Source organism: Paraburkholderia sp. BR13439, assembly GCF_040948805.1.
GTDB classification, from domain to species: domain Bacteria; phylum Pseudomonadota; class Gammaproteobacteria; order Burkholderiales; family Burkholderiaceae; genus Paraburkholderia; species Paraburkholderia youngii.
Genome location: NZ_JBFPKN010000029.1, coordinates 1 through 24,169 on the forward strand (window position 1 = coordinate 1; position 24,169 = coordinate 24,169).

The 24,169-nt window shown below is 60.9% G+C and carries 21 protein-coding genes; 14 read left to right on the forward strand and 7 right to left on the reverse strand.

Annotated elements, in window-relative coordinates; translation table 11 throughout:
• Positions 1 to 88 precede the first annotated feature (88 nt).
• Genes AB3X96_RS36380 through AB3X96_RS36390 form a run of 3 tightly spaced genes read left to right on the forward strand, consistent with a single transcriptional unit; the run spans position 89 to position 2,422 of the window.
• Entirely contained in the window at positions 89 to 814 is a 726-nt protein-coding gene (locus AB3X96_RS36380; RefSeq protein ID WP_368593578.1) for an SDR family oxidoreductase, read from the forward strand.
• Between the two features lie 50 nt (positions 815 to 864).
• Positions 865 to 1,533, forward strand: coding sequence for a TetR family transcriptional regulator (locus tag AB3X96_RS36385; protein ID WP_368593515.1), 669 nt, complete (start codon positions 865 to 867; stop codon positions 1,531 to 1,533).
• Between the two features lie 40 nt (positions 1,534 to 1,573).
• On the forward strand, positions 1,574 to 2,422 hold the full coding sequence (locus AB3X96_RS36390; RefSeq protein WP_368593516.1) for a 3-hydroxybutyryl-CoA dehydrogenase: 849 nt from the start codon (positions 1,574 to 1,576) through the stop codon (positions 2,420 to 2,422).
• Positions 2,423 to 2,504: 82 nt separating this feature from the next.
• Here the strand turns inward: AB3X96_RS36390 and AB3X96_RS36395 are convergent, their stop codons facing one another.
• Positions 2,505 to 4,052 carry an MFS transporter gene (locus AB3X96_RS36395; RefSeq protein ID WP_368593517.1) on the reverse strand — a complete coding sequence of 516 codons (1,548 nt, stop codon included), beginning with the start codon at positions 4,050 to 4,052 and terminating at the stop codon, positions 2,505 to 2,507.
• Between the two features lie 48 nt (positions 4,053 to 4,100).
• Here AB3X96_RS36395 and AB3X96_RS36400 point away from each other — a divergent pair, with 48 nt between their 5' ends.
• From AB3X96_RS36400 to AB3X96_RS36410, 3 genes are all read left to right on the forward strand, one after another.
• Positions 4,101 to 4,853: a lipoate--protein ligase family protein gene (locus AB3X96_RS36400; protein ID WP_368593518.1), complete on the forward strand. Its 753-nt coding sequence runs from the start codon at positions 4,101 to 4,103 to the stop codon at positions 4,851 to 4,853.
• A gap of 408 nt (positions 4,854 to 5,261) precedes the next feature.
• Complete coding sequence (gene pstS, locus AB3X96_RS36405; RefSeq protein WP_368593519.1) at positions 5,262 to 6,296, forward strand: phosphate ABC transporter substrate-binding protein PstS; 1,035 nt, start codon at positions 5,262 to 5,264, stop codon at positions 6,294 to 6,296.
• Between the two features lie 139 nt (positions 6,297 to 6,435).
• Positions 6,436 to 6,633 carry a DUF3562 domain-containing protein gene (locus tag AB3X96_RS36410; protein ID WP_368593520.1) on the forward strand — a complete coding sequence of 66 codons (198 nt, stop codon included), beginning with the start codon at positions 6,436 to 6,438 and terminating at the stop codon, positions 6,631 to 6,633.
• Between the two features lie 11 nt (positions 6,634 to 6,644).
• Here the strand turns inward: AB3X96_RS36410 and AB3X96_RS36415 are convergent, their stop codons facing one another.
• Positions 6,645 to 7,571, reverse strand: coding sequence for a LysR family transcriptional regulator (locus AB3X96_RS36415; RefSeq protein ID WP_368593521.1), 927 nt, complete (start codon positions 7,569 to 7,571; stop codon positions 6,645 to 6,647).
• A gap of 131 nt (positions 7,572 to 7,702) precedes the next feature.
• On the opposite strand from AB3X96_RS36415, the gene AB3X96_RS36420 reads away from it, so the two are divergent.
• Positions 7,703 to 9,097 carry an MFS transporter gene (locus AB3X96_RS36420; RefSeq protein WP_368593522.1) on the forward strand — a complete coding sequence of 465 codons (1,395 nt, stop codon included), beginning with the start codon at positions 7,703 to 7,705 and terminating at the stop codon, positions 9,095 to 9,097.
• Here AB3X96_RS36420 and AB3X96_RS36425 read toward each other — a convergent pair.
• Positions 9,078 to 11,828 carry a glucosidase gene (locus tag AB3X96_RS36425; RefSeq protein WP_368593523.1) on the reverse strand — a complete coding sequence of 917 codons (2,751 nt, stop codon included), beginning with the start codon at positions 11,826 to 11,828 and terminating at the stop codon, positions 9,078 to 9,080. The two genes, AB3X96_RS36420 and AB3X96_RS36425, sit on opposite strands and share 20 nt — an antisense overlap.
• Before the next feature lie 49 nt (positions 11,829 to 11,877).
• Entirely contained in the window at positions 11,878 to 13,218 is a 1,341-nt protein-coding gene (locus tag AB3X96_RS36430; RefSeq protein ID WP_368593524.1) for an MFS transporter, read from the reverse strand.
• Positions 13,219 to 13,658: 440 nt separating this feature from the next.
• Here AB3X96_RS36430 and AB3X96_RS36435 point away from each other — a divergent pair, with 440 nt between their 5' ends.
• Entirely contained in the window at positions 13,659 to 13,832 is a 174-nt protein-coding gene (locus AB3X96_RS36435; RefSeq protein WP_013093753.1) for a hypothetical protein, read from the forward strand.
• Between the two features lie 100 nt (positions 13,833 to 13,932).
• Entirely contained in the window at positions 13,933 to 14,346 is a 414-nt protein-coding gene (locus tag AB3X96_RS36440; RefSeq protein ID WP_176111297.1) for a hypothetical protein, read from the forward strand.
• Here the strand turns inward: AB3X96_RS36440 and AB3X96_RS36445 are convergent.
• On the reverse strand, positions 14,335 to 15,864 hold the full coding sequence (locus AB3X96_RS36445; protein ID WP_368593525.1) for a CHAD domain-containing protein: 1,530 nt from the start codon (positions 15,862 to 15,864) through the stop codon (positions 14,335 to 14,337). The two genes, AB3X96_RS36440 and AB3X96_RS36445, sit on opposite strands and share 12 nt — an antisense overlap.
• A gap of 768 nt (positions 15,865 to 16,632) precedes the next feature.
• Between AB3X96_RS36445 and AB3X96_RS36450 the strand changes: the two genes are divergently transcribed.
• The 3 genes from AB3X96_RS36450 (at position 16,633) to AB3X96_RS36460 (ending at position 18,924) form a co-directional block, all read left to right on the forward strand.
• Entirely contained in the window at positions 16,633 to 17,022 is a 390-nt protein-coding gene (locus tag AB3X96_RS36450; protein ID WP_368593526.1) for a DUF1493 family protein, read from the forward strand.
• 264 nt (positions 17,023 to 17,286) lie between these two features.
• Positions 17,287 to 17,844 carry a TetR/AcrR family transcriptional regulator gene (locus AB3X96_RS36455; RefSeq protein ID WP_368593527.1) on the forward strand — a complete coding sequence of 186 codons (558 nt, stop codon included), beginning with the start codon at positions 17,287 to 17,289 and terminating at the stop codon, positions 17,842 to 17,844.
• Between the two features lie 297 nt (positions 17,845 to 18,141).
• Complete coding sequence (locus tag AB3X96_RS36460; protein WP_368593579.1) at positions 18,142 to 18,924, forward strand: alpha/beta fold hydrolase; 783 nt, start codon at positions 18,142 to 18,144, stop codon at positions 18,922 to 18,924.
• A gap of 39 nt (positions 18,925 to 18,963) precedes the next feature.
• On the opposite strand, the gene AB3X96_RS36465 is transcribed toward AB3X96_RS36460, so the two are convergent.
• Entirely contained in the window at positions 18,964 to 19,755 is a 792-nt protein-coding gene (locus tag AB3X96_RS36465; RefSeq protein ID WP_368593528.1) for a DUF2182 domain-containing protein, read from the reverse strand.
• A gap of 2 nt (positions 19,756 to 19,757) precedes the next feature.
• A complete protein-coding gene (locus AB3X96_RS36470) occupies positions 19,758 to 20,360 on the reverse strand; it encodes a DUF1326 domain-containing protein (protein WP_176122636.1) in 603 nt (200 codons plus the stop codon).
• Between the two features lie 336 nt (positions 20,361 to 20,696).
• On the opposite strand from AB3X96_RS36470, the gene acnB reads away from it, so the two are divergent.
• Together acnB and AB3X96_RS36480 are read left to right on the forward strand one after the other, a co-directional pair.
• Positions 20,697 to 23,282 carry a bifunctional aconitate hydratase 2/2-methylisocitrate dehydratase gene (gene acnB / locus AB3X96_RS36475; RefSeq protein WP_368593529.1) on the forward strand — a complete coding sequence of 862 codons (2,586 nt, stop codon included), beginning with the start codon at positions 20,697 to 20,699 and terminating at the stop codon, positions 23,280 to 23,282.
• A 715-nt stretch (positions 23,283 to 23,997) separates the two neighbouring features.
• Positions 23,998 to 24,147 (forward strand): hypothetical protein, encoded by a 150-nt coding sequence (locus tag AB3X96_RS36480; protein WP_368593530.1) that lies wholly within the window; start codon positions 23,998 to 24,000, stop codon positions 24,145 to 24,147.
• The last annotated feature ends 22 nt before the right edge of the window (positions 24,148 to 24,169 follow it).

A 24,169-nucleotide genomic window follows, 5' to 3' on the forward strand; every position in this document is an offset into this window, starting at 1 on the left:
TGCGCATGATCCTCAGAAAACTGCGGCGTTTTTGCGTCCTTGTGCTTGTGTCGTGGCTAAACCTCTGCGCCGCTTTCGCGTCGACACCGTGAGCGGTGCCGCCGAAAGCGAATTATTCAGACCGGACCACATAGAGTCGCAGGGGCGCAGATCGGTCGCCCTATGCGCTGACCTGGCGGTCGAGAAACAGGTCGAGCAACTGGTACCAGCGTGCGTGGAGACCTTCGGTCGACTCGACTGCGTGCTGAACTGTGCGTCACGGTTCGATGAAGATACCGCCCAAACCTTCGGTTATGCGCGGTTGCTCGAACTGATGGCGATCAACGTCGCCGCACCGCTGGCGTTGGCGCGAGGACTCTTCGACGTGGTGCCGGACGGCGCGGTATCGGACGAAGCGAAGCGCGGTGTAGTGGTGAACGTGCTCGACCAGAAGCTGTTCAACATGAACCCCGACTACATCTCCTACACCGCGACCAAGGCTGCGCTGGCCAACGCGACCGTCGCACTCGCGCAGGCTCTCGCTCCGAAAATCAGAGTCGTGGGGCTGGCTCCGGGATTGACGTTAGTGTCGGGCGATCAAACACAGGCGCAATTCGACACAGTCCATAAGATGACGCCGCTTCTGCGCGGTTCGCGACCGGAGGATATCGTCGAAGCGGCGTCGTATCTCGTCAATGCCCATGGCGTCACGGGGACGACATTGGTCGTTGACGGAGGTCAGCATCTTGTATCGAGCAGCCGTGACGTAATGTTCATGGACTCGGTGTCGAAAGGCCGCGCTGCTGCTGAGTGTCTCTTCGCAGACCGTCAGTGAATCACTGATGGCGAAGAAAATGTGCATCCGCCGACCGTCGAGGGCAAGTAATGAAGCGGAAATTGCAAGGACTCGCTACACGCGAGAAGCTACTCGATAGCGCGGAATGCCTTTTTTTCGAACGTGGTGTCGCGTCGACGACCCTCGAGGACATTGCTCGTGCGAGCGGTATGACTCGTGGCGCCATCTATGGTCACTTCACGAACAAGTGGTCGCTCGTAAGCGCGCTGTTCGAACGCTCGGAACTGCCGCTGGATGCATTCACTGTGTGCCGCGCAGAAGCCGCGATCGCAACCATCGATGCGTTGCGTGTCGAGCTCGAGCAGCGGTTGGTCGATGTGCTACGAATAGGGACGAAGCGGCGGTTGTATTCGATCGCGCTGTCCACTACGGAAATTGATGGCGATTGCACGTTGCCGGCATCGATGTTCAGGGAGTCGGCGCTTCTTGCACAGTACTCGATCGAGACGACCTTGGCACGCATCGCAAAGCCGCCAGGTACATCTGAGGATCTCGACTACGCGTTCGAGGCAACTTTTATTCATGCTTGCCTGACAGGATACTTCCGCCGCAGCTTGATCATTCCGCCTCCTGCAGGAGCCGAAAAGCTGCTTGCCGGAAAGATCGTGCGAAAGGCCTTGTCATCATGGTTTATAGAGAGCCCCTCGTTGTTCGCGGCTCGCGGCGGGCTGGCGTCCGAAGCCGGCATTCGTCGATGAAAAGGAACAAGATAACCTCGATCTTGCAAGGAGAGAACATATGATTTTCAAGACGCTAGCTGTAGTCGGTGCCGGAACAATGGGCAATGGCATCGCTCAGGTCGCCGCCGTGGCGGGTCTCCACGTGGTCATGACCGATGTCAACGAGACGGCCCTCTCAAGGGGCCTGTCAACCTTGACGGCGAATCTCGGGCGTCTCGTCGACAAGGGAAAGCTGGACGCGGCGTCACGTGATTCTGCGCTAACCCGTATCGAAACTTCCACTGACTATCAGCGCCTCTCGACTGCAGACATCATTATCGAAGCGGCAACCGAGAACGTTGATCTGAAGATCCGCATCCTGAAGCAAATCGAGTCGGTGGCGCGTGCCGATGCGATCATTACGTCGAACACGTCGTCGATTTCAATCACCGCGCTCGGTGCGGTGCTTACTGATCCGACACGTTTCATCGGCATGCATTTCTTCAACCCTGTACCGCTAATGACGCTCGTGGAGGTCATCCGTGGGCTGCAAACCACCGACTCCACTGTCAATGCGGTGCGCAAGTTGACTGAACGGCTCGGCAAGACGCCGATAGGCGTGACCAACTCGCCAGGCTTCGTAGTGAACCGTATCCTCGTGCCAATGATCAATGAGGCGTTTTTCGTGCTAGCGGAAGGCGTCGCCACCGCGGAAGAAATCGACGCCGGAATGAAGCTCGGTGCGAATCACCCGATCGGGCCACTCGCGCTCGCCGACCTGGTCGGGCTAGACGTTTGTCTTTCTGTCATGGATGTTTATCTGAAAGACTTCGGCGATTCCAAGTATCGCGCATGCCCGCTATTGCGGGAGCTGGTTGCGGCGGGACGGCTAGGGCGAAAAGCCGGTTGCGGGGTCTATAAGTACTGAAGCCGCCTGGCAGCGTGAGCTGAGCGGCAACAGGGATTTTGCGGCCGAATACGGATAACCGCTACTGATTTTGCTGCGGGTTTCAACTACCGCCTTGCGATTCAATCATTGTGGATGGAGGCATCAACTCGGCCTCCATGTGCACTGGGTGTCGCCGCAAGAGCAGCGGTCCGGTGAGCATCAGCAACGCAGCGGCAGTTAGCGTCTTCGAGACACCAAATTGATCCGCACAAACGCCCCATATCAATGCACCCAATGCCATTGAGCCTTGGAACGTGAGCAAAAAAACTGCTAACGCCCGAGCTCGCACCCAAGCGGGAAGAGTCGCCTGGAAGGCCGAGGAGACGGTGGAGTTGAATGTGATCCACGCGGCACCCCCGACGAGCAGGGACAGATATACAGGTGCGCTGTACTGCACATAGGCGGCGATAAGCGTCGAAATGCCGAACAACACAGACGCACCGCAGACCAGACTATTGAGCGCCAGATAGCGGCGTACCCGACCAAGTGCAATTCCACCAGCCACGGCGCCTGCTCCCATACTCCCCAGCATCGTACCGTACCCGCCGCCGCCTAAACCTGGGTTATTTTTCGCTACGATCGGCAGTAGCGCCCACAACGCGCTTGCGCTAACTACAAAGGTGAATGTGCGAACCAGATGTCCGCGCAAAACACCGCAACCAAGCACATAGCGTACGCCCACGCACATCGCGCTTACCAGACGCTCCTGCTTTGAAACGACTTGTTCTTTTTTCGGCTTGTACCAAAGCAAAAAGATGGTCACTGCGACCGCAAATAGCCCGGTCGTTAATGCGAACACTGCATACGATCCTATCCCAGCGATGACTGCCCCTGCCAACGCGGGGCCCACTGCGCGCGCGCCATTGAAAGCGACTCCATTGAGAGCGATCGCAGAGAGCAACGCCGCTCGAGGCACTGCTTCCGCGGTTGAGGATTGCCAGGCCGGAACTGATACGGCACTGCCTGAACCGAGCAAAAAGGTGAAGATCAGCAGTCTGACTGGATCGATTGCATCCAGCATCAACAGAACATAAAAAAAGATCGACGAGACCAGCATCCAACAGTGCGCGGCTAGCAAGAGGCGGCGCTTATCCATCGAATCGGCGAGTACTCCTGCCGGCATCCCGAGCAGGAAGGCCGGCATCGTGGTCGCAGCCTGGGTCAGTGCAATCATCACCGGGGACGTCGTGAGCGAAGTCATCAACCATGCTGCCCCAACGTTCTGCACCCAGGCGCCAAGGCTCGCCGCCAACATTGCCATCCATATTGCGCGAAACGGGCGATAGCGAAGCGGGCCGGGCTCGGGTTGTGGTTTCGTGGAAGACATTGGGCTCAGGCTGTGGACATTGCGCGTCTTGCTGGGTGCAGATCGCTTTACGTAGATGCCGGGATCGATGCACTTGGTGCGAAAATTAGAATATGGTGCATAAATATGAACACGCCTGACGCAACCTGTCAATGCCGATTTTGATTTCCACGGTCGTGAGAAGAAGACACCGTTGCTGACGTTCAAAGTCGGTGAAGCATCGCGCGCCCGTTCGACGTCAACGTTGACCGGCTCGGAAACTGATGTCACATTCCTCGTTGGAAACGGCGAGGCTTCGGCCATTCCGTCTTGCAACCGATCCTGAGAGTTGCTCTGTTTCGCGTTTCGACTATGTCATTCGAATTCATCGAACCTGACCCGACCGTCCACGACCCCCTTCAGGCAGAGCACACACTGCTGGACTTAGCGGCGCGTGGCCGCACTGTTGCTCAATTATGGGAAGCGCCGAAGTCTTTGGTGGTACCGCGCAGCTATCTGCGCTATCCGCAGTTCGAATCTGCACGCTGTGCTTTCCTTCGCGGCGGATGCCCCGTCTGGCTACGCATGTCGGGCGGCGGCCTCGTACCGCAGGGCCCCGGGATTCTAAATTTGAGTCTGGCTTATTTCGTCGAGCAGCAGCCGAGCAAAATGAGCGAGGCGGTGTACCTGCACTTATGCGAAGTCATCGGGAGCGCGCTGCGCGTGATCGGCGTCACGACCCATTACCAGGCAGTGGACGGTTCATTTTGCGACGGTCGCTTCAATTTGGCTTGGGGAGTCGATACTGACGCTCGCAAGATTGCTGGCACGGCGCAGTATTGGCGACAGGCGCCAGCTGCGATGCGGACGAGCGATGGACGGGGCCATCTGGTGCTCGCGCATGCCGTATTGCTTGTCAGTGCCGATCCGGATGAGGCGAACCAGCGGGCCAACGACTTCGAAGAGGTAGTGGGCAGTGGCCGTAGATATGACGCAAACAAGATCGTCACTGTGCTGCAAGCGCTGGGAGGGGCGGGGATCGGCAGGGAGCCGCTGATGCCCGCTGTGTTGGCTGCGATCGAGGACAGTCTCACCGACATTCCACTACCGACCGATACGCAGTAACCCGCTTGGCAGGGCTCGCTCGGCTCAGGCGGTGTAGTGGGCGGCGAGCAGCGAGCAATTCTCCCTGATATCGAACGATGCCGCGCTCCGACCGCACTGAACACAGCGCGGCGGCTGTCAACGGAATGTAACCTGAAGTGCTTAAGTTTGAAGGTTCGAGCGATGGGCAGCCGTGCCGGATGCGTAAAGCCGAACAAAGGGCGTACCTTCTGGAAACGCTCAATACAGACACGGACGTGCTGGGGCGAATTGAAATGCATCATCGCAAGAACACCGCGCGCCCGCGCAAGTTGCGGGTGTCCAGCGGAAGTACCCTGGGCCCGCAGGATGCGTAGTTGAGAAATTGCGTCGCGGAGCGAAGCTTGCTGCAACCAATGATCCGGTCAGTCAATCTCGTGGAGGCAAACCATGCTGTTCAAACGAGGAATTGCAGTTCTTGCCGTTGCTCTACCCCTCGCGGCCGCGCAAGCGCAAACCGTCGACATCACCGGTGCAGGCAGCACTTTTGCAGCCCCGATCTATAACAAGTGGGCGGATGCCTACCATAAGGCGGGGGGCGGCAAGGTCAACTACCAGGGCATCGGGTCAGCGGGCGGCATCAAGCAGATCCTCGCGAAGACCGTGGATTTCGCAGGCTCCGACGCACCGATGAAGGACGACGAACTGGCGAAGACTGGCCTGTTCCAGTTCCCGACGGTGGTGGGCGGCGTGGTGCCGGTCGTGAACCTGCCTGGCGTGAAGCCGGGTCAACTGGTTCTGTCGGGTGCGGTGCTCGGCGACATCTATCTGAACAAGATCAAGAAATGGAACGATCCGGCGATCGCCGCGCTGAATTCGGGCATGAAACTGCCGGATACGGACATCGCCGTGGTACGCCGCGCAGACGGTTCGGGCACGAGCTTCATCTGGACGAACTTTCTGTCGAAGGTGAACCCGGAGTGGAAGTCGAAGGTCGGCGAAGGCACGACGGTGAACTGGCCGACCGGTACGGGCGGCAAGGGCAATGACGGTGTTGCCGCCTTCGTGCAACGGCTGCCGGGCGCGGTCGGCTATGTCGAGTGGGCGTATGCGAAGCAGAACAACATGGTCTACGCCAGCCTGAAGAACTCGGCCGGTGCGGTGGTTGCGCCGAAAACCGAGACCTTCAAGGCGGCCGCCTCGGGCGCGGACTGGAAGACGTCGTTCTACCAGATCCTGACCAACGAGCCCGGCAAGGACGCATGGCCGGTCGTCGGCGCGACCTTCGTGCTGCTGCACGCGATACAAGACAAGCCGGCGCAGGGCGCGGCAACGCTGAAGTTCTTCGACTGGGCGTTCAAGAACGGCGGGCAGGCTGCCAGCGATCTCGACTACATCTCGCTGCCGGATTCGGTCGTGTCGGAAATCCGCGAGCAGTGGAAGACCAAGGTCAAGGATGCGTCGGGAAAACCGGTGTTTCAGTGAAGGCCTCGTTGCGACCCGCCTCGAACAGCTCGTGGTCGGCCATGGGCGAAATCAATTGACTTAGATCAAGTAAAGGCCGCATCGAGGCGGGTAACGTGCGCGTGACGGTCTTTTATCACCGCACGCTGGGAGCCAGGCAATGGTCACGCGCAACGTCGAGGAAGTCATCAAGCAGATTGCCGCCGCTACCAACACGCCAGAGGAAACGGTCTCGCAAATGTACGCGCAGACGTGGATCGAATACAGCGAAGGGGCACGAATCACGGACTACCTGACGGTTCTGGTCGCTCGTCGTGTGCGCGACAACCTACGCAGGCGACAACAGGATTCGCATTGAGAGTGGGTTGGTCAAGCGCCGTTGTGCGATGCCGCTTCCGCGCCGAAGCGCTCGACCATAAATTCAATAAAGCTCCGAAGCTTCGGCGACGTCCGCCGCTCACGCAGATACAGCAGGTTCAGCGGCCGCTCGGGCGCGGCAAACGCCGGCAGCACTTCGACCAACCGCTTCGCTCGCAGATCCGCGGCCACCAGGACCTCGGGCAGCATTGCGATGCCCAGGCCGCGCAACACCGCTCGTCGCAGCGCTTCCGCATTGTCTATCCTCAGCCTGCCGTCGACGGGCACGCTCAGGCGGCCGTCAGGACCCTCCAAACTCCATTCGGCCTGCGCCGCGTGCCATTCCGAGCGCGGCGGATACGCGTACGTCAGGCACTGATGCGCGCGCAGCGCGTCGGGCGATGACGGCGTGCCATGCGTTGCCAGATACGCGCGTGACGCGCACAACACCAGACGGTACGGCTGCAGAGGCCGCGCGACGAGATCCGGATTGCCCAGCGCGCCGATCCGAACCGCCGCCTCGAAGCCGTCGTCGAGCAGGTCCGACAGCGCATCGGTGGCGACGATATCGAGCTTCACATCGGGATAGCGCTCGCAGTAGTCCGCGATCACCGGCATCAGGCATTCGTTGCTGAACACGACGGGCGCGGTTACGCGCAGCCGTCCGCGTGGCGTCGCGAGGTGATCGAGCGCGAGCCGTTCCGAATCGTCGATCAGCCCCAGAATCTCGATGCATCGTTCATAGTAGGCCTGCCCAAACGCGCTGATCTGCTGCTTGCGCGTGGTGCGATGGATGAGTGTCGCGCCTAGCCGCGTTTCCAGCGCCTGAAGGTGATTGCCGACCATCGTCGGCGACAGATCGCATGCCACCGCCGCCGCCGTCAGGCTGCCGCTTTCGACTACGCGCACGAACACGGTCATCGCTTTGAGGAGATCCATTCCCCAATAATAATTGGTTCTGTTGCTATTTGCCGTCCGTTTATCAATCTTCGCTGTGGGAATACAGTCCGCGTACACGGCGCTTGCGGCCCATCCCGGTTCCGCATCGCCCGACTTCATGCACGGACATCATGCGCAAACAGCTCAGCTCACCGGCCCGGTCACCACGTCTTGCCTTGCTCGCGACGAGCCTCGGCTTCGTCATCATCTGTCTCGACGTCACGGTGGTAAACGTCGCGCTCGCACGAATCCGCGATGGCCTCGGCCTCGATTCGACGGCGCTGGAATGGGTCGTCAACGCGTACACGCTGGCGTTCGCGAGCCTCCTGCTGACCGCCGGCGCGTTGGCCGACCGGTTCGGCGCGCGCCGCATGTTTGTCGCCGGGTTCGTGGTGTTTACCTGCGCATCGGTGGGGTGCGGGCTGTCGGATGGCGCGGCGCTGCTGGTTGGGTCGCGGATGGTGCAGGGCATCGGCGCGGCGCTGTGCGTGCCGTCGTCGCTGGCGCTGCTCGGCGCGGCGTTTCCGGACCCGCATGCACGGGCCAGGGCGGTCAGCGTCTGGGCGGGCACGGCGGCGCTCGCGCTCGGGGCGGGTCCGCTGGTCGGCGGCGTGCTCGTCGACCGCTTCGGCTGGCCGGCCATTTTTCTGATCAACGTGCCCATTGGCGTCGCGGGCATCTGGCTGACCATCGCTCATGCACCCGACACGCAGGGTCATGCGACCCGTCGCATCGACCTGGCCGGCCAGACGCTTGCCGTCGTTGCGTTGGTCGGGCTGACGTATGCGGTTGTCGAAAGCGGCAGACTGGGCTGGACTGGCATGACCGTATTGACGGGAATGGCCGTCGCGGCCGTTGCGGGCGGGCTGTTCGTCATCGTCGAGGCGCGGCAGGCGCAGCCGCTTTTACCGCTCGCGCTGTTCCGCCATGCCGTGGTGAACGTCAGCGCGCTAACGGGGCTGTCGCTGAATTTCGGCTACTACGGACTGATGTTTGCGATGAGTCTGTTTTTCCAGAGCGCGCGTCACGACACGCCGCTCGAAACCGGCCTCGCGTTCCTGCCGATGACGGCGGTGGTCGCGGTCGCAAACGTCGCGTCGGGCTCGCTGACGGCGCGCTTCGGTTATCGCCTGCCGATGCTTGTCGGCCAGGCACTGGCGGCGCTCGGCTATGTTTCGCTTGCGTTCGTGCGGGTGGATAGCAGCGCGCTAGCAGTCGCATTGCCTCTGCTGAGTGTTGGCGTCGGTGTGGCGCTCGCGGTGCCGTCGATCAACACCGCGGTGCTGGCGCACGTGGAACCGTCGTACATGGGCATTGCGTCCGGCGTGTTGAACACCGCGCGTCAGATTGGCGGCGTGCTCGGCGTGGGGTTGTTCGGCGCCCTTGTGCGGCCGGAGTTCGACCATCTTGCCGAAGGTCTGCATCTGGCCGCGATCCTGGCCGCTACTGTGACGCTTTTGAGCCTCCTGAGCATAGTCATTGGCCTCAAGACGTCCGGATCGATGGTCACGGACGGTGCGCGTTGAGAGCATTGTCGCCGCCGCCTGCCTCATGCGCGGAAGCGCCGGCCATCACGCGCCAGCGGTCGCTGTCGAGCACGGCTCGAGCGTCGATCCGCCCGAACATGTCCAACAGAGGTGCGACGAGGCCCGTCCAGCCCGTCTGATGACTGGCCCCGAGCCCTGCACCGTTGTCGCCGTGGAAATACTCGTAGAACAGGATCAGGTCGCGCCAGTGCGGATCGTCCTGAAATTTGCTGGTTCCGCCGTAGACGGGACGTCTTCCATCCGCATCGCGCAGGAAGGTACCCGTCAGTCGCCGGACGATTTCCTGTGTCACCTCGAAAAGCGTCATGTAATGCCCGGACCCGCTCGGGCATTGAACCTTGAATTCGTCGCCGAAAAAGCTGTAGAGGTTCATCAGGGCCCTGAGAACGAGCAGGTTCACCGGCATCCATACCGGACCTCGCCAATTGGAGTTCCCGCCGAACATGCCCGTATTCGATTCGGCCGGCAGGTACTGCACTTTGTAATCGGTCCCACCGATATTGAGCACATACGGATGCTCGAGGTGATAGCGGGAGAGCGAACGGATGCCATGCGGTCCGAGGAACTCGTTCTCGTCGAGCAGGTATCCGAGCACGCGTTCGAGCTTGCGTCTGTTCAGGATCGACAGGAGCCTGCGCTCCCGATGGCCGATGAAGCCCGTATCCGTCGGAGCCACGTGGGCGAGCAGCTCCGGGTAGCGTTTGCGGAATTGGGCGATCAGCTCCATCAGTTTCGGATACCGCGTCACCGAATCTGCTTCGAATACGGTGGTCGCGCACAGCGGCAGCAGCCCCACCATCGACCTGATCTTCAGACGCATGGTCTGGCCGTCGGGAAGCCGCAGCAGATCATAGAAGAAGCCGTCATGCTCGTCCCACATGTCGTCCGGATGTTCGCCCCGCCGATCCATCGCATAGGCGATCCACATGAAGTGCTGGACGAACCTGAAGGCGATCTCCTCGTACATCGGATCGTATTCCGTCAGGATGATCGCCATCTCCAGCATGCACTGGCAATAAAACGCCATCCACGCGGTTCCGTCCGCCTGTTCCAGCGATCCACCCGTCGGCAGATGCGAGCTGCGATCGAATACCCCGATGTTGTCCAGCCCCAGAAAGCCGCCGGCGAACACGTTGCGTCCCGACGGGTCCTTGCGATTCACCCACCAGTTGAAATTGAGCATCAGCCCCTGAAACGAGCGCTCAAGAAAGCGCGGGTCGGCCCGTCCCAGCTCTTTGCCGTACCGGTAGAGCCAAAGCGTGGCAGCCGCATGCACGGGAGGATTGACGTCGCTGAAGTTCCACTCGTAGGCCGGGATCTGGCCGCTCGGATGGACATACAGGGTGCGCAACATCAGCAGCAATTGCTCCTGCGCGAAATCGAAGTCGACGAGCGCCAGAGAGATCGTGTGGAACGCCAGATCCCAGGCCGCGTACCACGGGTACTCCCATTTGTCCGGCATCGAGATCACGTCCGCGTTCAGCATGTGGAACCACCCGGTGTTGCGCACATCGAGCCGCTCGCCGTCCAGCAACGGATGGCTCCCATGCTCGCGCAGCCACAGTTCGAGATCGAAGTAGTAGTACTGCTTGCCCCACAACATGCCCGCCAGCGCCTGACGGTGCACCCGGCGCTGGTCTTCCGTCAGCGATTTCGGCGCGATGCGCTCGTAGAACTCGTCAGCATCGGCAATGCGTTCGTTGAAGGTGTTCTCGAAGCCGTCGAACGCGTTGTCGCGGCTTATCGCGCTCAGGCGCAGCCGGATCGTCACGCTGTCGCCGCCGGGTATGTTGCATACGTAATGGGCCGCCGCCTTGGTTCCCGTTTTGGCCGGATTCACCGCCTCGCGTTGTCCGCCGATCACATACGCGTGGAATGCGTCTTTCACATAGGGCGAAGCATTGGGTTGATTCCACAGACGCCGTGCATTGCTTTCGTTCTCCGTGAACAGCAGTTCCGTCGCGCCTTCGCAATAGAGCCAGTAGTCACCCAGTTCATGATGCCGCGCTCGAATGACGCCCGGCGCCTCTTCGCACAGCGACGGCCTGGGATCGTCGTGGTTCTCCGACCATGTATTGCGAAACCATAGCGTTGGCAGGATTCGAAGCTGCGCCGCGTCCCGACCGCGGTTGTGCATGCAAATGCGCACCAGGATGTCTCGTGGATCGCGCTTCGCGTATTCGACGAATACATCGAAATAGCGGTCGTCATCGAACACGCCGGTATCGAGCAGTTCGTACTCGAGGTCTTCTCGCGATCGCTTGCGGTTCGTCTCGATCAGGTCGAGGTACGGATATTCCTGCTGCGGGTACTTGTACAGATACTTCATGTACGAGTGCGTGGGCGTGCTGTCGACATAGAAGTAATACTCCTTCACGTCCTCGCCATGATTGCCTTCGCTATTGGTGAGCCCGAACAGGCGTTCCTTCAGAATCGGGTCGCGCCCGTTCCAGAGTGCGAGCGCGAAGCTGAGTCGCTGCTGGTCGTCGGATAGTCCGCCGAGCCCGTCTTCTCCCCACCTGTAGGCGCGTGAGCGCGCCTGATCGTGGGTGAAATAGTTCCAGGCGTCGCCATCTTCGCTGTAGTCTTCGCGGACCGTTCCCCATTGCCGCTCGCTCAAGTACGGCCCCCACTGCTTCCACGGCACCTGCGCCGCACGCGCGTCGTTCAAGCGTTTTTGTTCCGCGACATCGCCGTCTGCGAGAGCCATTTCTGCCTCCGTTACGACCGGATGAACCTGCAACAGGCGGGGCGTCGCTCTATGACGATCGCCCGGCGAGCCCGGTGGATACGTGTTGCTGCGAAGCAATCCTGATGTGCGAGACGAACCACGCCGCGAGCACGAACCACCCCGCTGCGACGACGAACGCGACGACATAGGCGGTTCCGGCACCAGCAAGCGCCTTGACCCACGACAGCATCCACCCGGTCGCCGCGGGGCCGAGGATCTGCGGCAGCACCATCGACACTTGCCAGATGCCCATGTCCTTGCCGCTGGATGCATCGTCTGGCAACACTTGCAGCGCGAGCGCCCAGTCGACGGCTTGATAGGTCCCGTAAGCGGCGCAGAAAACGAGTCCGACTGCGATCACCAGCACCAGGTTCGGACGCAACGCCAGCATGACAAAGCCGATTGCGGCTCCGGCCATAATCCAGCTTGTCAGGCGGACGAGGGGGACGGCGCCGTGGCGGTCGGCGAGCCGTGCGCCCAAGAGACTGGCCGGGATCGCCAGCACCACGCCGACACCAAGAAGCCCGTTCATCACACCGGTCGGATGACGAATGCCGATCACGTCCTGCAGGTAGTACAACATGAAGGTGAAGATCGACCAGATTCCCATGTTGCCGAACAGACGGGTTACCAGCACCCAGTAAAAGTTTCGGTGGAGGCGCGGATCGAGATAGAACGAACGCATGAACGCGAGGAGTTCGAACCGTTCATGGGATCTGACAGGCGTCGGCTCGCGCGAGCCGCGAATCGTCAGCCAAAGGCAGAGCAGCATGATCGCTATGAACGTGGCCACCGTCGGATACAGGCGGCCCGGCGAATAGAGCACGACGAGCACCACGTTGCCACTGATGGTGCCGAGCACGGACATCACGTTGAGCCACGCGCTCGCGCGGTTGGTTTCCCGTTTTGGCACGACATCGGGCACCAGCCCGGCATACGGACCCGCCGCCCAGTTCCACCAGAACTGCAGATGCAAGAACGCGAGTGCATAAAGCCATACGCTCGCCCCTCTGTTGAATGAAGCAAGCCATACCAGGGCAACCGCAGTGCCGAACACGCCGGTGACGAGAAACGATCGCCGACGTCCATGTTTTGCGATGGAGCGATCTGACAGGGCGCCGGCCAGCGGCGCCACGATCATTGCAACGAATGCGCCGGACGCAATGACGGAGCCGGCCACACCTTCCTTCAATGCGGCATCGCGTCCGAGCATTTCGGCGACCTGTGACGGCACCAGCACCGGAACGACCGTCATCCATTGGGTAAACAGCGCAAACCACAGTGACGCGATCTGTATGTGACTGAGCGTCGTCAGGCGAGGGGCGGGCGGTCTGGTCGACACATTCCGGGCTGGACTGGATAGCGGCATGTCAGAGGTCCATGGGCGTCGCGCATTTTGCTGCCCGGTCAATGCTTGCTAGCTTACGGGCTGCAGAGAAAGATTAGAACATTTGATCTGGCTTATGCATGCGAGGGGCAGTGCGTTCCTTGCCGTCGGGCGAGTACCCACGTCAAACGCAGCGCCGGCACGTCGTATGGCTGAATGTCCGCGAACGAGGTGAGATATTGAATCAGCAGCCGCCGTCGCACGTCGGCCAACTTGCTGTCTGCAATGCCCAGGCAGACGCGTCCCCAGCTCAAGCGACGAGGTGTTGCCGCAGATACACGGCCGTGCGGCTTTCCTTCGCGCTGCCTGGAGGGCCGCGCAAACGGTGGTGTGGGGAGCACAGACTATGCCAGACAGAGAGACGCATGGCATCAGGCGCGCAATGTGCTTGCAGATAGACCCGTGGATCAAGGAGAAGAACGATGACCCTGCTCATCTATCTGGTCGGATGGATCATTTTCATTGGCGGCGTCGCGTGGGGATTGATGGCGCTGCATGTCGCGCAGCACATCATTGCCATCGTGGCCGTGATTCTGCTCGGCATCGCGGTGATTACGGGCGCTACGCGAGCGCGTAATCGAGATCGGTCGTCATAGCGAAGTTCCCTCGTGCGCCACGGCGCTCAGGTACGCTACGGCACGCTCGCGATGTACCATTTCCGCGTGGAGTCTCACGCCGGACATCGTGGAGTACATCATGGGAAGCGCATGGAAACGCCGCTTCAAACTGCTTGTCCAGCGTTTCTGGCAGCCAACCAGCGCGTGCATGACCTGTATGCCGGGGAGCTGGGGCAACGTCATGAGCCTCACGCACTGGGCGATCGCATTCAAGACCGGGCTGCTCACCGGTGTGCTCGCGCTGCTGCTCACCTTCACGCCGGCGGCGAAGTGGTACGGGAATCGCTATAGCAACGCACTGCTCGTCGGTTGCCTGACCGCCATCGGCGATGCCTACTCTCATCTGAGCCATTACCGCTTTCACGCTCTCGAACACATCGCGACGGGGATCATGTCCGGCCTGTTTGCGCTCGCTGCGTCGTACCTGTTCGAGGATCGCGCGCGCCGCGTGCGCGCGGTCTGGTCGCGTTTGTTCGGACAATCAGTGCGGTGACGAAAGCAGCTTGAAGCGCTTCCACAGCTTCTTCAATGTCCGATGATCGGCAGCGACCCGTGACGCGAGAAAGCCGCGTGCGAAGGCCGCGCCCGAGGCGGCCTCGGGCGCCGTCGTCAGCAGCGACTTCAGCAGCTGATCGGCGACGACGGCATCGTTGCGCCAGCCGAGATCGTCCTGAAGCGCGGTGAGCGCTTCGACATAGTGGCGGACGACCCGCCTCGGGCATAACGACGCGAAGAACTCGGTGGCGTATCGAACCTTCTTCGCCGCGATGCGGGCGCGGTGACGGCTGTGATCGTCGAGATCGGCCAAACCCTTGCCACGTTTGATCAGTTTCTTGTGCCGACGGCGCAGAACATCGGCGGCGAACGGCTTCACTGGGCTGCCGATCACGTCGCGCTGTTCGTCGGACATCTCATCTCGCCAACCCTTGCGGCTCAACCAGAGCGCCAACTGGAGCGCGAGCCGCGTATAGCGAACCGATTCGACCGCGGCCGCCGCGCGCTGCCGGTTGTCGACGGCATTCTGCTCGCAGGCCTCTCTGACGGGGCGGATCTCGTCCGTATTGCCGTCGGCGCCGGCATGTTCGAGCGTCGATCCCGCGAGCACTTCCCAGTCGCGCGCGGTGCCGAGCTCCGAGGCAATCCAGCGCAACTCCTCGTCGAAGCCCGGAGCGGCGGGGATGACCTTCGCAAACAGGTCGAGAGCCGAACGCAAGCGGCGAAGCCCCACGCGCATCTGATGGACGCTCGATGGATCGTGGCCCGACACGACGCCCAGTTCATTCGCGTGGACCTGGTCCAGACAGTTGCGCACAATGACGCAGAATGCATCCTCGATCGACTCGCGCCTGTCCAGTTGCACCGGTTGCGCTTTCACCGCCTCTCTGTGCTCGGCTACCAGCAGTGCATACCCGATATCGGCCTTGCTGCGACGATCGATATGGAGTGGCACGGTTTCGAGCATTTCCAGCGCGACGCGGTACAGCATGTCCGGATCGCCCTGTTTCAATTCCAGTTCCACGGCGGCGATCTGCACCGAACCCGACTGCGCCTCGATGGTTCCTTCGTCGAGAGCAAGCTCGAGTTCGTCTCCGGACGGCTGGCGCAGTTCAAACGCCGAGCGGTTGATCCGCGTGACGAACACTGGCTTCAGTTGGGCGGGAACGGTCTCGTCGCGAATCAGCTTCCCGCAGTCGCTGTCCTCGGGGATCTGGTCCCACAGCAGCTTCAGATCGGGCGTGTCGCTATTCACGGGCATCTCGAACTCGTCCCGGTCGAACAGCCCCGCCTTGGCCGATCCTTCGAGCTTCAGCGTCTGGATTTTCTCCTTGCCGACGCTGCGCACGCGCAGCGAAGCCCCGCACCAGTGAAATGAAAACTCGGGCGTATCGAAATAGGTGCTCGTCAGCAGGCGAGGCGCCCCCGCTGTGGCTTCCGATTGCGCCAGTATCGACGCGTTACGCAACTTGCCCAGATCTTCGTTCGCAACGCGCAGCTTTAGCTCCCGTTCCATGCCGCCTCCGAAATGAGCACCATACCGTCAGACTACACCGGATTCGGTGGGCTGCGTCGCAGCCGATCGTCCCAAGTGGCCGCTCCGAACCCGACGTTTCCTGGAGACGGGGTGGGTTAGCAGCGCAAGCAGGCATTCGTGCAAAACTTGTCCACCGTCTTAGTCACCTCTTCTGTGCACAACTTTCGTCGTGCTTAAAACGGTGATGCACGTCGACCCGATACAAGCTCACAACGACAAATAGCGAGTGTTCCCAAAGTAAATCGGGGAAAACGGTATGCGCAACTATGGACCGACATGTTGGAACCGCCAGGCTAACGGCCCGCATTTCTGGTCGACGCCATTCGAGTCGGAATGAGGATGTGCAAATCTTGACAGCATTTTGCAAATTCCCCCGAGGATATGGGGTATGCTGAAAAAAGACTCAATAAACTCCCAGAAGTCGGGCCCAAAAATATTTTCAGAAATGACACTAGAGCGCATTACCCCAATTCTTCGAAAGAGTAGGGGAATCATATGCCGCACAGAGTAAAAACGATCACTCTCATGGCGCGGCAACGACATTAATCGATGTGATGCAACGCGCCACCAGGCGATGCACGTAACGCAAGCGGAGCACCAAACAGGTGAACGAATACGAGCAGCTCATAAGCAATGATTCAACAAAGAAGATAAATACATATATCTATGACGGACGGGCCGTCGATAACGAAACACTTTTCATTTGCATCGCAACCGAAGAAGCTTGCAAACACTTTGGAATTGTAAATGATGCCACCACCGGAAGTTTCGGCTGAGCTCGAGGAATTCTTGCGGGAGAAAATCGGAATTCCGCCAAAAATATCAATAAAGCCATCCAGTTCTTTAGAAGACGATTTTGGCGTCACGGGCGACGATGCGAGCAAGCTTATCAACACGTTCGCAATAACATTTAACGTTCAACCCGGCGATTTCGAATTTCCTAGATATTTTAATATGGAAGGATTCAGCGTTTGGCCATTTTCGATTCTTACCCGGTATGTTCTAAAACTCAGAGGCGTGAAGGACTACAAAAATAAAGAGCCAATTACAGTCGGAATGCTGCAGCGTGCGATTGAGCTAGGCGTGTGGGACAGCCAACGCGTATCGGAAGCGCGAAGCGCGTCGCCCAGGGAGTGACCGCCAACGGGAGTCATTGCGGCCTGCTGTCGATAAGGTCTCACCTCACGCCATACAGTAAGAATGCCGTACAAAACTCGCCCGAAGGCAGCGCCTTGCCCTAGAGTTTGCACGGCTCGACGCACCCCGAGTTCGCGATTCTCAAAACCATCCACACGGGGACATCTTGATTAGGAAATGATCATTTCCTATAATCGCGCCATGACCACACGCCACCATCCTGCCAGACAGCCTCGAGCTCCAGGTCGTCCTCGCGAATTCGATATGGACATCGCGCTGGACGGCGCAATCCAGATTTTTCGCGAACGCGGCTATCAAGGGACGTCTCTTGGCGACCTCGGTGCCGCGATGGGCCTCACGGCCGGCAGTATCTACAAGGCGTTCACCGACAAGCGAGCGGTGTTCCTTGCCGCGCTCGAGCGCTACATCCGTCTACGAAATGGCCAGTTGCAAAGCCTGCTCGACGCGGAGCAAACCGGCCGCGACAAGGTGCGGGCCGTTCTGCGGTTTTATGCCGAGTCCGCGGTTGGCGACGAGGGCAAGCGGGGCTGTCTCGTAGTCGGAAGCGCAATCGATCTGCTCGCTTTCGATGATGAGGTCGCGGGTCATGTCGCCGCCTCTTTGCAGCGAACGGAGCGTTTGTTGTGCCGTCTGATCCGGCTGGGCCAGACAGACGGTTCGATCGCGTCCGCCGTGGATGCGGACGCTACCGGCCGCGCCCTGCTGAGTTTGACGCAAGGTTTGAGGGTCGTCGGCAAAGTTGGGCGGCCCCGGGCGCACATAATGGCGGCGGCGGAGCAGGCCATGCGTCTGCTGGACTAAGCACAGCAAGATATAGCATCGCATCAGTTACCAGGGCTGCTCGCCAAATTAGGAAATGACTATTTCCTAACGTAATCCGCCGATGAGAAACAGCCGTTCAACGATGTAATCACTCAACCCAAAGGAGTCTCGTTCGTGAAAGCACTTCACTCGCCCATGCCATCTGGGAGTTCCGAAATCGTAAGCACGCTGCCAGCATCAAGGCCCGTTCCGGGGTTAGAAGGATTCGAGCACAAGTTCGCGACCGTAGACGGGCTGAGACTGCACTACGTCACCGGTGGAAACCCGCAGGGCGATGTGATCGTGTTGCTCGCGGGCTTTCCGCAGAGCTGGTTCGCGTGGCGCAACGTGATGGCGCTGCTTGCAAAGACCTACCGGATCGTCGCACCGGACCTGCCCGGACAAGGTGATTCGGAACGTCCGATGGACGGCTACGACACACAGACCCTTGCGAGCCATGTCCACGGTTTGCTCCAGCAACTCGGAGTGACCCGGTATTTTCTCGCCGGACACGACATTGGAGCGTGGGTGGCTTTTCCGTACGCCGTGATGTTCGCCGACGAGGTCCGTCGACTTGCGCTGCTGGATGCGGGGATCCCCGGCGTGACGTTGCCCGATGCGTTGCCGACCGCGCCCGAGCGTGCATGGCGTACCTGGCATTTTGCGTTTCACGTCCTACCTGACCTGCCGGAAGTGCTGCTGGCCGGCAAGGAACGCGAATACCTCGACTGGTTTTTGCGGCGAAAGACGGCCAATCCCGATACTTTCACTGAAGCCGATATCGATGAATATCTGCGCATTCTGAAGAAAGACGGCGGCTTACGCGCCGGCCTTGCGTATTACCGCGCCGCGCACGTGTCCGCCCGACAGAACGCGGAATTGAAGCAGCGAGGCATGCTCGATTTGCCACTGCTGACGCTCGGCTCCGATGAAGGGTCCATCGCCGATATGGCGACCCCTCTGCGAGCGTTTTTCACTGACGTCCAAGGCCGCACCATTAGTCACTGCGGGCACTTCATTCCAGAAGAACAACCGCGCGCGGTCGCCGACGAACTCACGGCATTCTTTGGGAGCGCATAGGGGTAACGGGGCAGGTGGACGCGGGCCGCCGGGCACGGCTCAGGCGATGCGGGCGTGCTGTACGACGATCCACGCGGACCACGCAAGCAACGCAACGCCGAGCGGCTTGCCGATGGACCTGCCCCAGCGGAAGTTCTTCTCGGCCGACATGATCCCGCCCAGCGCCAGCATCCAGCCGACGCTGCCGGTGCCGACCGCGAACATCAGCAACATCAGCGCCCAACAGCAGCCGACGCAGAACGCGCCGTGACTGATGCCGAGCACGAAGCTCTCGCGGCGCGCGCTTTTGCCCCGCCAATGCCCGGTGATGAACATCAGCGGCGAGCGGCATTTGTCGAGACATCGATGTTTGAGGCTGCTGAACTGATAGAGACCCGCGAGCGCGACGATCGCGGCGCCGATCAGCCAGCCGTTGGCAAGCAAGCTCGGAACTTGCTCGGCGACCAGATGGAGCGCCGCGTCGAAGCCGTGCGCGACTACGCCGAACAGCGCCCACGTCGTCGCATAACCGGCGATCAGAAGCGCTATCAGCGTGCGCCGGTTTTCGCGCGCGGCGGTCATCCGCCGGAAGGTGTCGAACAGCGGGAAGGCGCTCGGCAGCATCATCGCCGCGATCATCAGCAGCCATGCGGCGCTGTGCAGCAGCGCCGCGATGGTGACGCTAGCGCCGGGCACCTCGCGGCATATCGGGCCGACGAGCGGCAGGTCGGCCCAGCTCGCGTGACGCAGGTAACGCGCATAGGGCCCCGCGTCCCACACCCATAACGCGATCCACGCGCTGCTCGTCAATGCGACGAAGAGCGGCGCGAACAGCCGCGAGCGTGCTTGCATCTTCACGACGCGAAGTTGAACGATCCCTGAATGGCGTTATGTCCGCTCAAGGCGAGGTCGAGATCGAGCTTTTCGTGCCGCAGGCGGAAAGAGTTCGCCTTGCCGACGAAAGCAGGGGAGCCCGGTATCGTCGAAAAGATGCTTTCGACCAGCTTGGTCGGCTCGCCGGTCGGGCCGCGATAGGGCTCCAACTCGGCATCGATTGCTTCGCCGACTTTCATCCTGCCCTTGCCGTCGACGACCGTGTATTCGATCGGCACGCGTTCCACCGACACGACTTCCCCGATCAACTGCACGAGATCCGCGAGGGGGCCACCGCGCTCGCCACGGTGCACGCTCACCAGAGCGTCGAATTGCGCGTCGCTCGCGCGCTCGTCGACGAACATCGCGACGCGCCAGCCACCTTTGAGCACATTGCCCGGAATGAACGCCGCGAACGCGATAGTCAGGCCCGACACATCGACGCCGTCGATCGTGCCTCGCTCGTAGTGGTATGCAAGCGCGCTGCGGCAAACGCCGTTGTCGGGATCTTCTCCGATCCAGCACGGACACAGCACCTTGCATTCGCACACTTCGAGGATGCTGCCCATCAGTTGATAGCTCATTTGCGCCTCCGCTGCCGGTTGAATCCGGCCGGGAAGAACATCGCCGGACATCCTCTGTTGTAGGCGTTAAGGGGGCAGTAATCAAAGCATTCGAGCGACGGCGAATGATTGAAACGGCTTACACAGTCGGTGCTTTTGCGGTGGCGGGGCAGGCGTGCGCACAGCACCCGAAGCGCATCGCGCCTCGCCGGTTTACAGGCCCAACTCTTATATAAGACATAAGACATTTGACCGTGGAGGGGTATTGCAATTAAAATCGCGATCGAAGCAGTGCCCGGCACAGCTTGGAGTGCCTAAAAAGCCTTTCCCTGAAACGCAAATACCAGCAGGTCCCCCATGCTTGAAAACTTTCGTGCTCACGTGGCCGCACGCGCCGCGCTCGGCATTCCTCCCCTGCCGCTGACGGCTCAGCAGACCGCCGAGCTGGTCGAACTCCTGACCAACCCGCCCGCTGGCGAAGAGCAGACGCTGCTCGACCTGATCACCAATCGCGTGCCCGCCGGCGTGGACGAAGCCGCCCGCGTGAAGGCAGGTTTCCTCGCCGCCGTGGCCAAAGGCGAGACCGCCTGCGCGCTGATCTCGCGCGCCCGTGCCACCGAACTGCTCGGCACGATGCTGGGCGGCTACAACATCCAGCCGCTGATCGAACTGCTGTCCGACGCCGAAGTGGGCACCGTGGCCGCCGACGCGCTGAAGAAGACCCTGCTGATGTTCGACCAGTTCCACGACGTCAAGGAACTGGCCGACAAGGGCAACGCCAACGCGAAGGCCGTGATGCAAAGCTGGGCCGACGCCGAATGGTTCACGAGCCGTCCCGAAGTGCCGCAAAGCCTGACCATCACCGTGTTCAAGGTGACGGGCGAAACCAATACCGACGACCTGTCCCCGGCCCCGGACGCGACCACCCGCCCGGACATCCCGCTGCACGCGCTGGCGATGCTGAAGAACGCGCGCCCCGGCATCACGCCGGAAGAAGACGGCAAGCGCGGCCCGGTCAAGTTCATCGAGTCGCTGAAGGAAAAGGGCCACCTGGTCGCATACGTGGGCGACGTGGTTGGCACCGGCTCTTCGCGCAAGTCGGCCACCAACTCGGTGCTGTGGTTCACGGGCGAAGACATCCCCTTCATCCCGAACAAGCGCTTCGGTGGCGTGTGCCTCGGCGGCAAGATCGCTCCGATCTTCTACAACACGATGGAAGACGCCGGCGCGCTGCCGATCGAACTCGACGTGTCGAAGATGGAAATGGGCGACGTGGTCGAACTGCGCCCGTACGAAGGCAAAGCCCTGAAGAACGGCGAAGTGATCGCCGAGTTCCAGGTCAAGTCCGACGTGCTGTTCGACGAAGTGCGCGCCGGCGGCCGCATTCCGCTGATCGTCGGCCGCGGCCTGACCGCCAAGGCGCGTGAAGCGCTGGGTCTCGCTCCGTCGACGCTGTTCCGCCTGCCGCAGCAGCCGGCCAACAGCGGCAAGGGCTTCTCGCTGGCGCAGAAGATGGTCGGCCGTGCTTGCGGTCTGCCGGAAGGCCAGGGCGTCCGCCCGGGCACGTACTGCGAACCGAAGATGACCTCGGTCGGCTCGCAGGACACCACGGGCCCGATGACGCGCGACGAACTGAAGGACCTGGCGTGCCTCGGCTTCTCGGCCGATCTCGTGATGCAGTCGTTCTGCCACACCGCCGCTTATCCGAAGCCGGTGGACGTGAAGACCCACCAGACGCTGCCGAACTTCATCAGCAACCGTGGCGGCATCGCGCTGCGCCCGGGCGACGGCGTGATCCACTCGTGGCTGAATCGCATGCTGCTGCCCGACACCGTCGGCACCGGCGGCGACTCGCACACGCGCTTCCCGATCGGTATCAGCTTCCCGGCAGGTTCGGGTCTGGTCGCCTTCGCGGCCGCCACCGGCACGATGCCGCTGGACATGCCTGAATCGGTGCTGGTCCGCTTCAAGGGCAAGATGCAGCCGGGCGTGACGCTGCGTGATCTCGTCAACGCGATTCCGCTGTACGCGATCAAGCAAGGCACGCTGACGGTTGCCAAGCAAGGCAAGAAGAACATCTTCTCCGGCCGCATTCTCGAAATCGAAGGCCTGCCCGATCTTAAGGTCGAGCAAGCGTTCGAACTGTCGGATGCTTCCGCCGAGCGTTCGGCCGCCGGTTGCACGGTGCACCTGAACAAGGAACCGATCATCGAATACCTGAACAGCAACGTCACGCTGCTGAAGTGGATGATCGCCCAGGGCTACCAGGACCCGCGCAGCCTGCAGCGCCGCATCAAGGCGATGGAGCAGTGGCTGGCCGACCCGCAACTGCTGTCGCCGGATGCCGACGCCGAGTACGCAGCCGTCATCGAGATCGATCTCGCCGACATCCACGAGCCGATCGTGGCTTGCCCGAACGATCCGGACGACGTGAAGACGCTGTCGGACGTGGCGGGTGCCAAGATCGACGAAGTGTTCATCGGCTCGTGCATGACCAACATCGGTCACTTCCGCGCCGCGTCGAAGCTGCTCGAAGGCAAGCGCGACATTCCGGTCAAGCTGTGGGTGGCTCCGCCGACCAAGATGGATCAGAAGCAACTGACCGAGGAAGGCCACTACGGCGTGTTCGGCACGGCTGGTGCGCGTACCGAAATGCCGGGCTGCTCGCTGTGCATGGGTAACCAGGCCCAGGTGCGCGAAGGTGCGACGGTCATGTCGACTTCGACCCGCAACTTCCCGAACCGCCTCGGCAAGAACACGAACGTGTACCTCGGCTCGGCGGAACTGGCGGCGATCTGCTCGCGTCTGGGCAAGATCCCGACCAGGGAAGAGTACATGGCCGACATGGGCGTGCTCAACGCCAACGGCGACAAGATCTATCAATACATGAACTTCGACCAGATCGAAGACTTCAAGGAAGTTGCCGACACCGTAACGATGTAAGTGTGCTGTCGGGCTACGGCGTGTTGTTCGCGTCGTAGCGCCACGAAATGGCGCCGCGGGCTGAATGCCTGCGGCGCCATTTTTTTGTGCGTCGCTATGGGAATCAATAGAACTCGCGCATGGGTTGAGACTCTCTCAAAATTCCCCAAACCATCTCCTCGCAGATTTTCCTTCGGTCTGCTTGACATAGCCTTTCGTGGTGTTTACGATTCGTTCGTTTTCAACGATTGGGGCTAATGCCTTGGAACCCTGTAGTAGTCGATCTTCGAGCAGTTTGACCGCCTGACCGGCAGGACGTCCGCCCCATCAAGCCGCCGTCCCGCCATCAGGCGGGACGGTGCGCGTCGCAGTATTCGTCGCAATACTCCCCTCGCACCTTCAAATAGCTACGCACAAACCGGCGCGATTGCGCTCGTTCGTGCTTCCCGCGTTGCGCACTTCGATTCGCGCAGCGTTGTCCGTTCACGTCCGTACGGTCCTTGTGAACAGTACGGGTCTTGATTGAATAAACGCGCTCGTGCATCTGGCACGAGGAAGGAGCCCCTATGCCCGACGGTGACTCTTGTCCCTTACCTCCATCCAGTTTTTCTTCCGCCTGAGCGGAGGCTGCACCGTTTCCCGTCACTCGAACATTGAGCATTGACGTCATGGTTCAGGCCTTCGGGCAGGCAAACCGGAACGACGCTCCGGGCCATAGCCCGGACGGAGAAACATCATGCACTTCGCTCTTCTTGTATCGAACCTGCCTCATATTCAAGAGGCACGCCCGTACTATGACTCGCTGCTCACTCTGCGTACCGGCGAGCATCAAAACATCACATTGATCGGAAAGTGTTGGGCCGCAGTCCGCGCCCGCTTCCGCTGACTTTCTGCGTTAAACATCAACT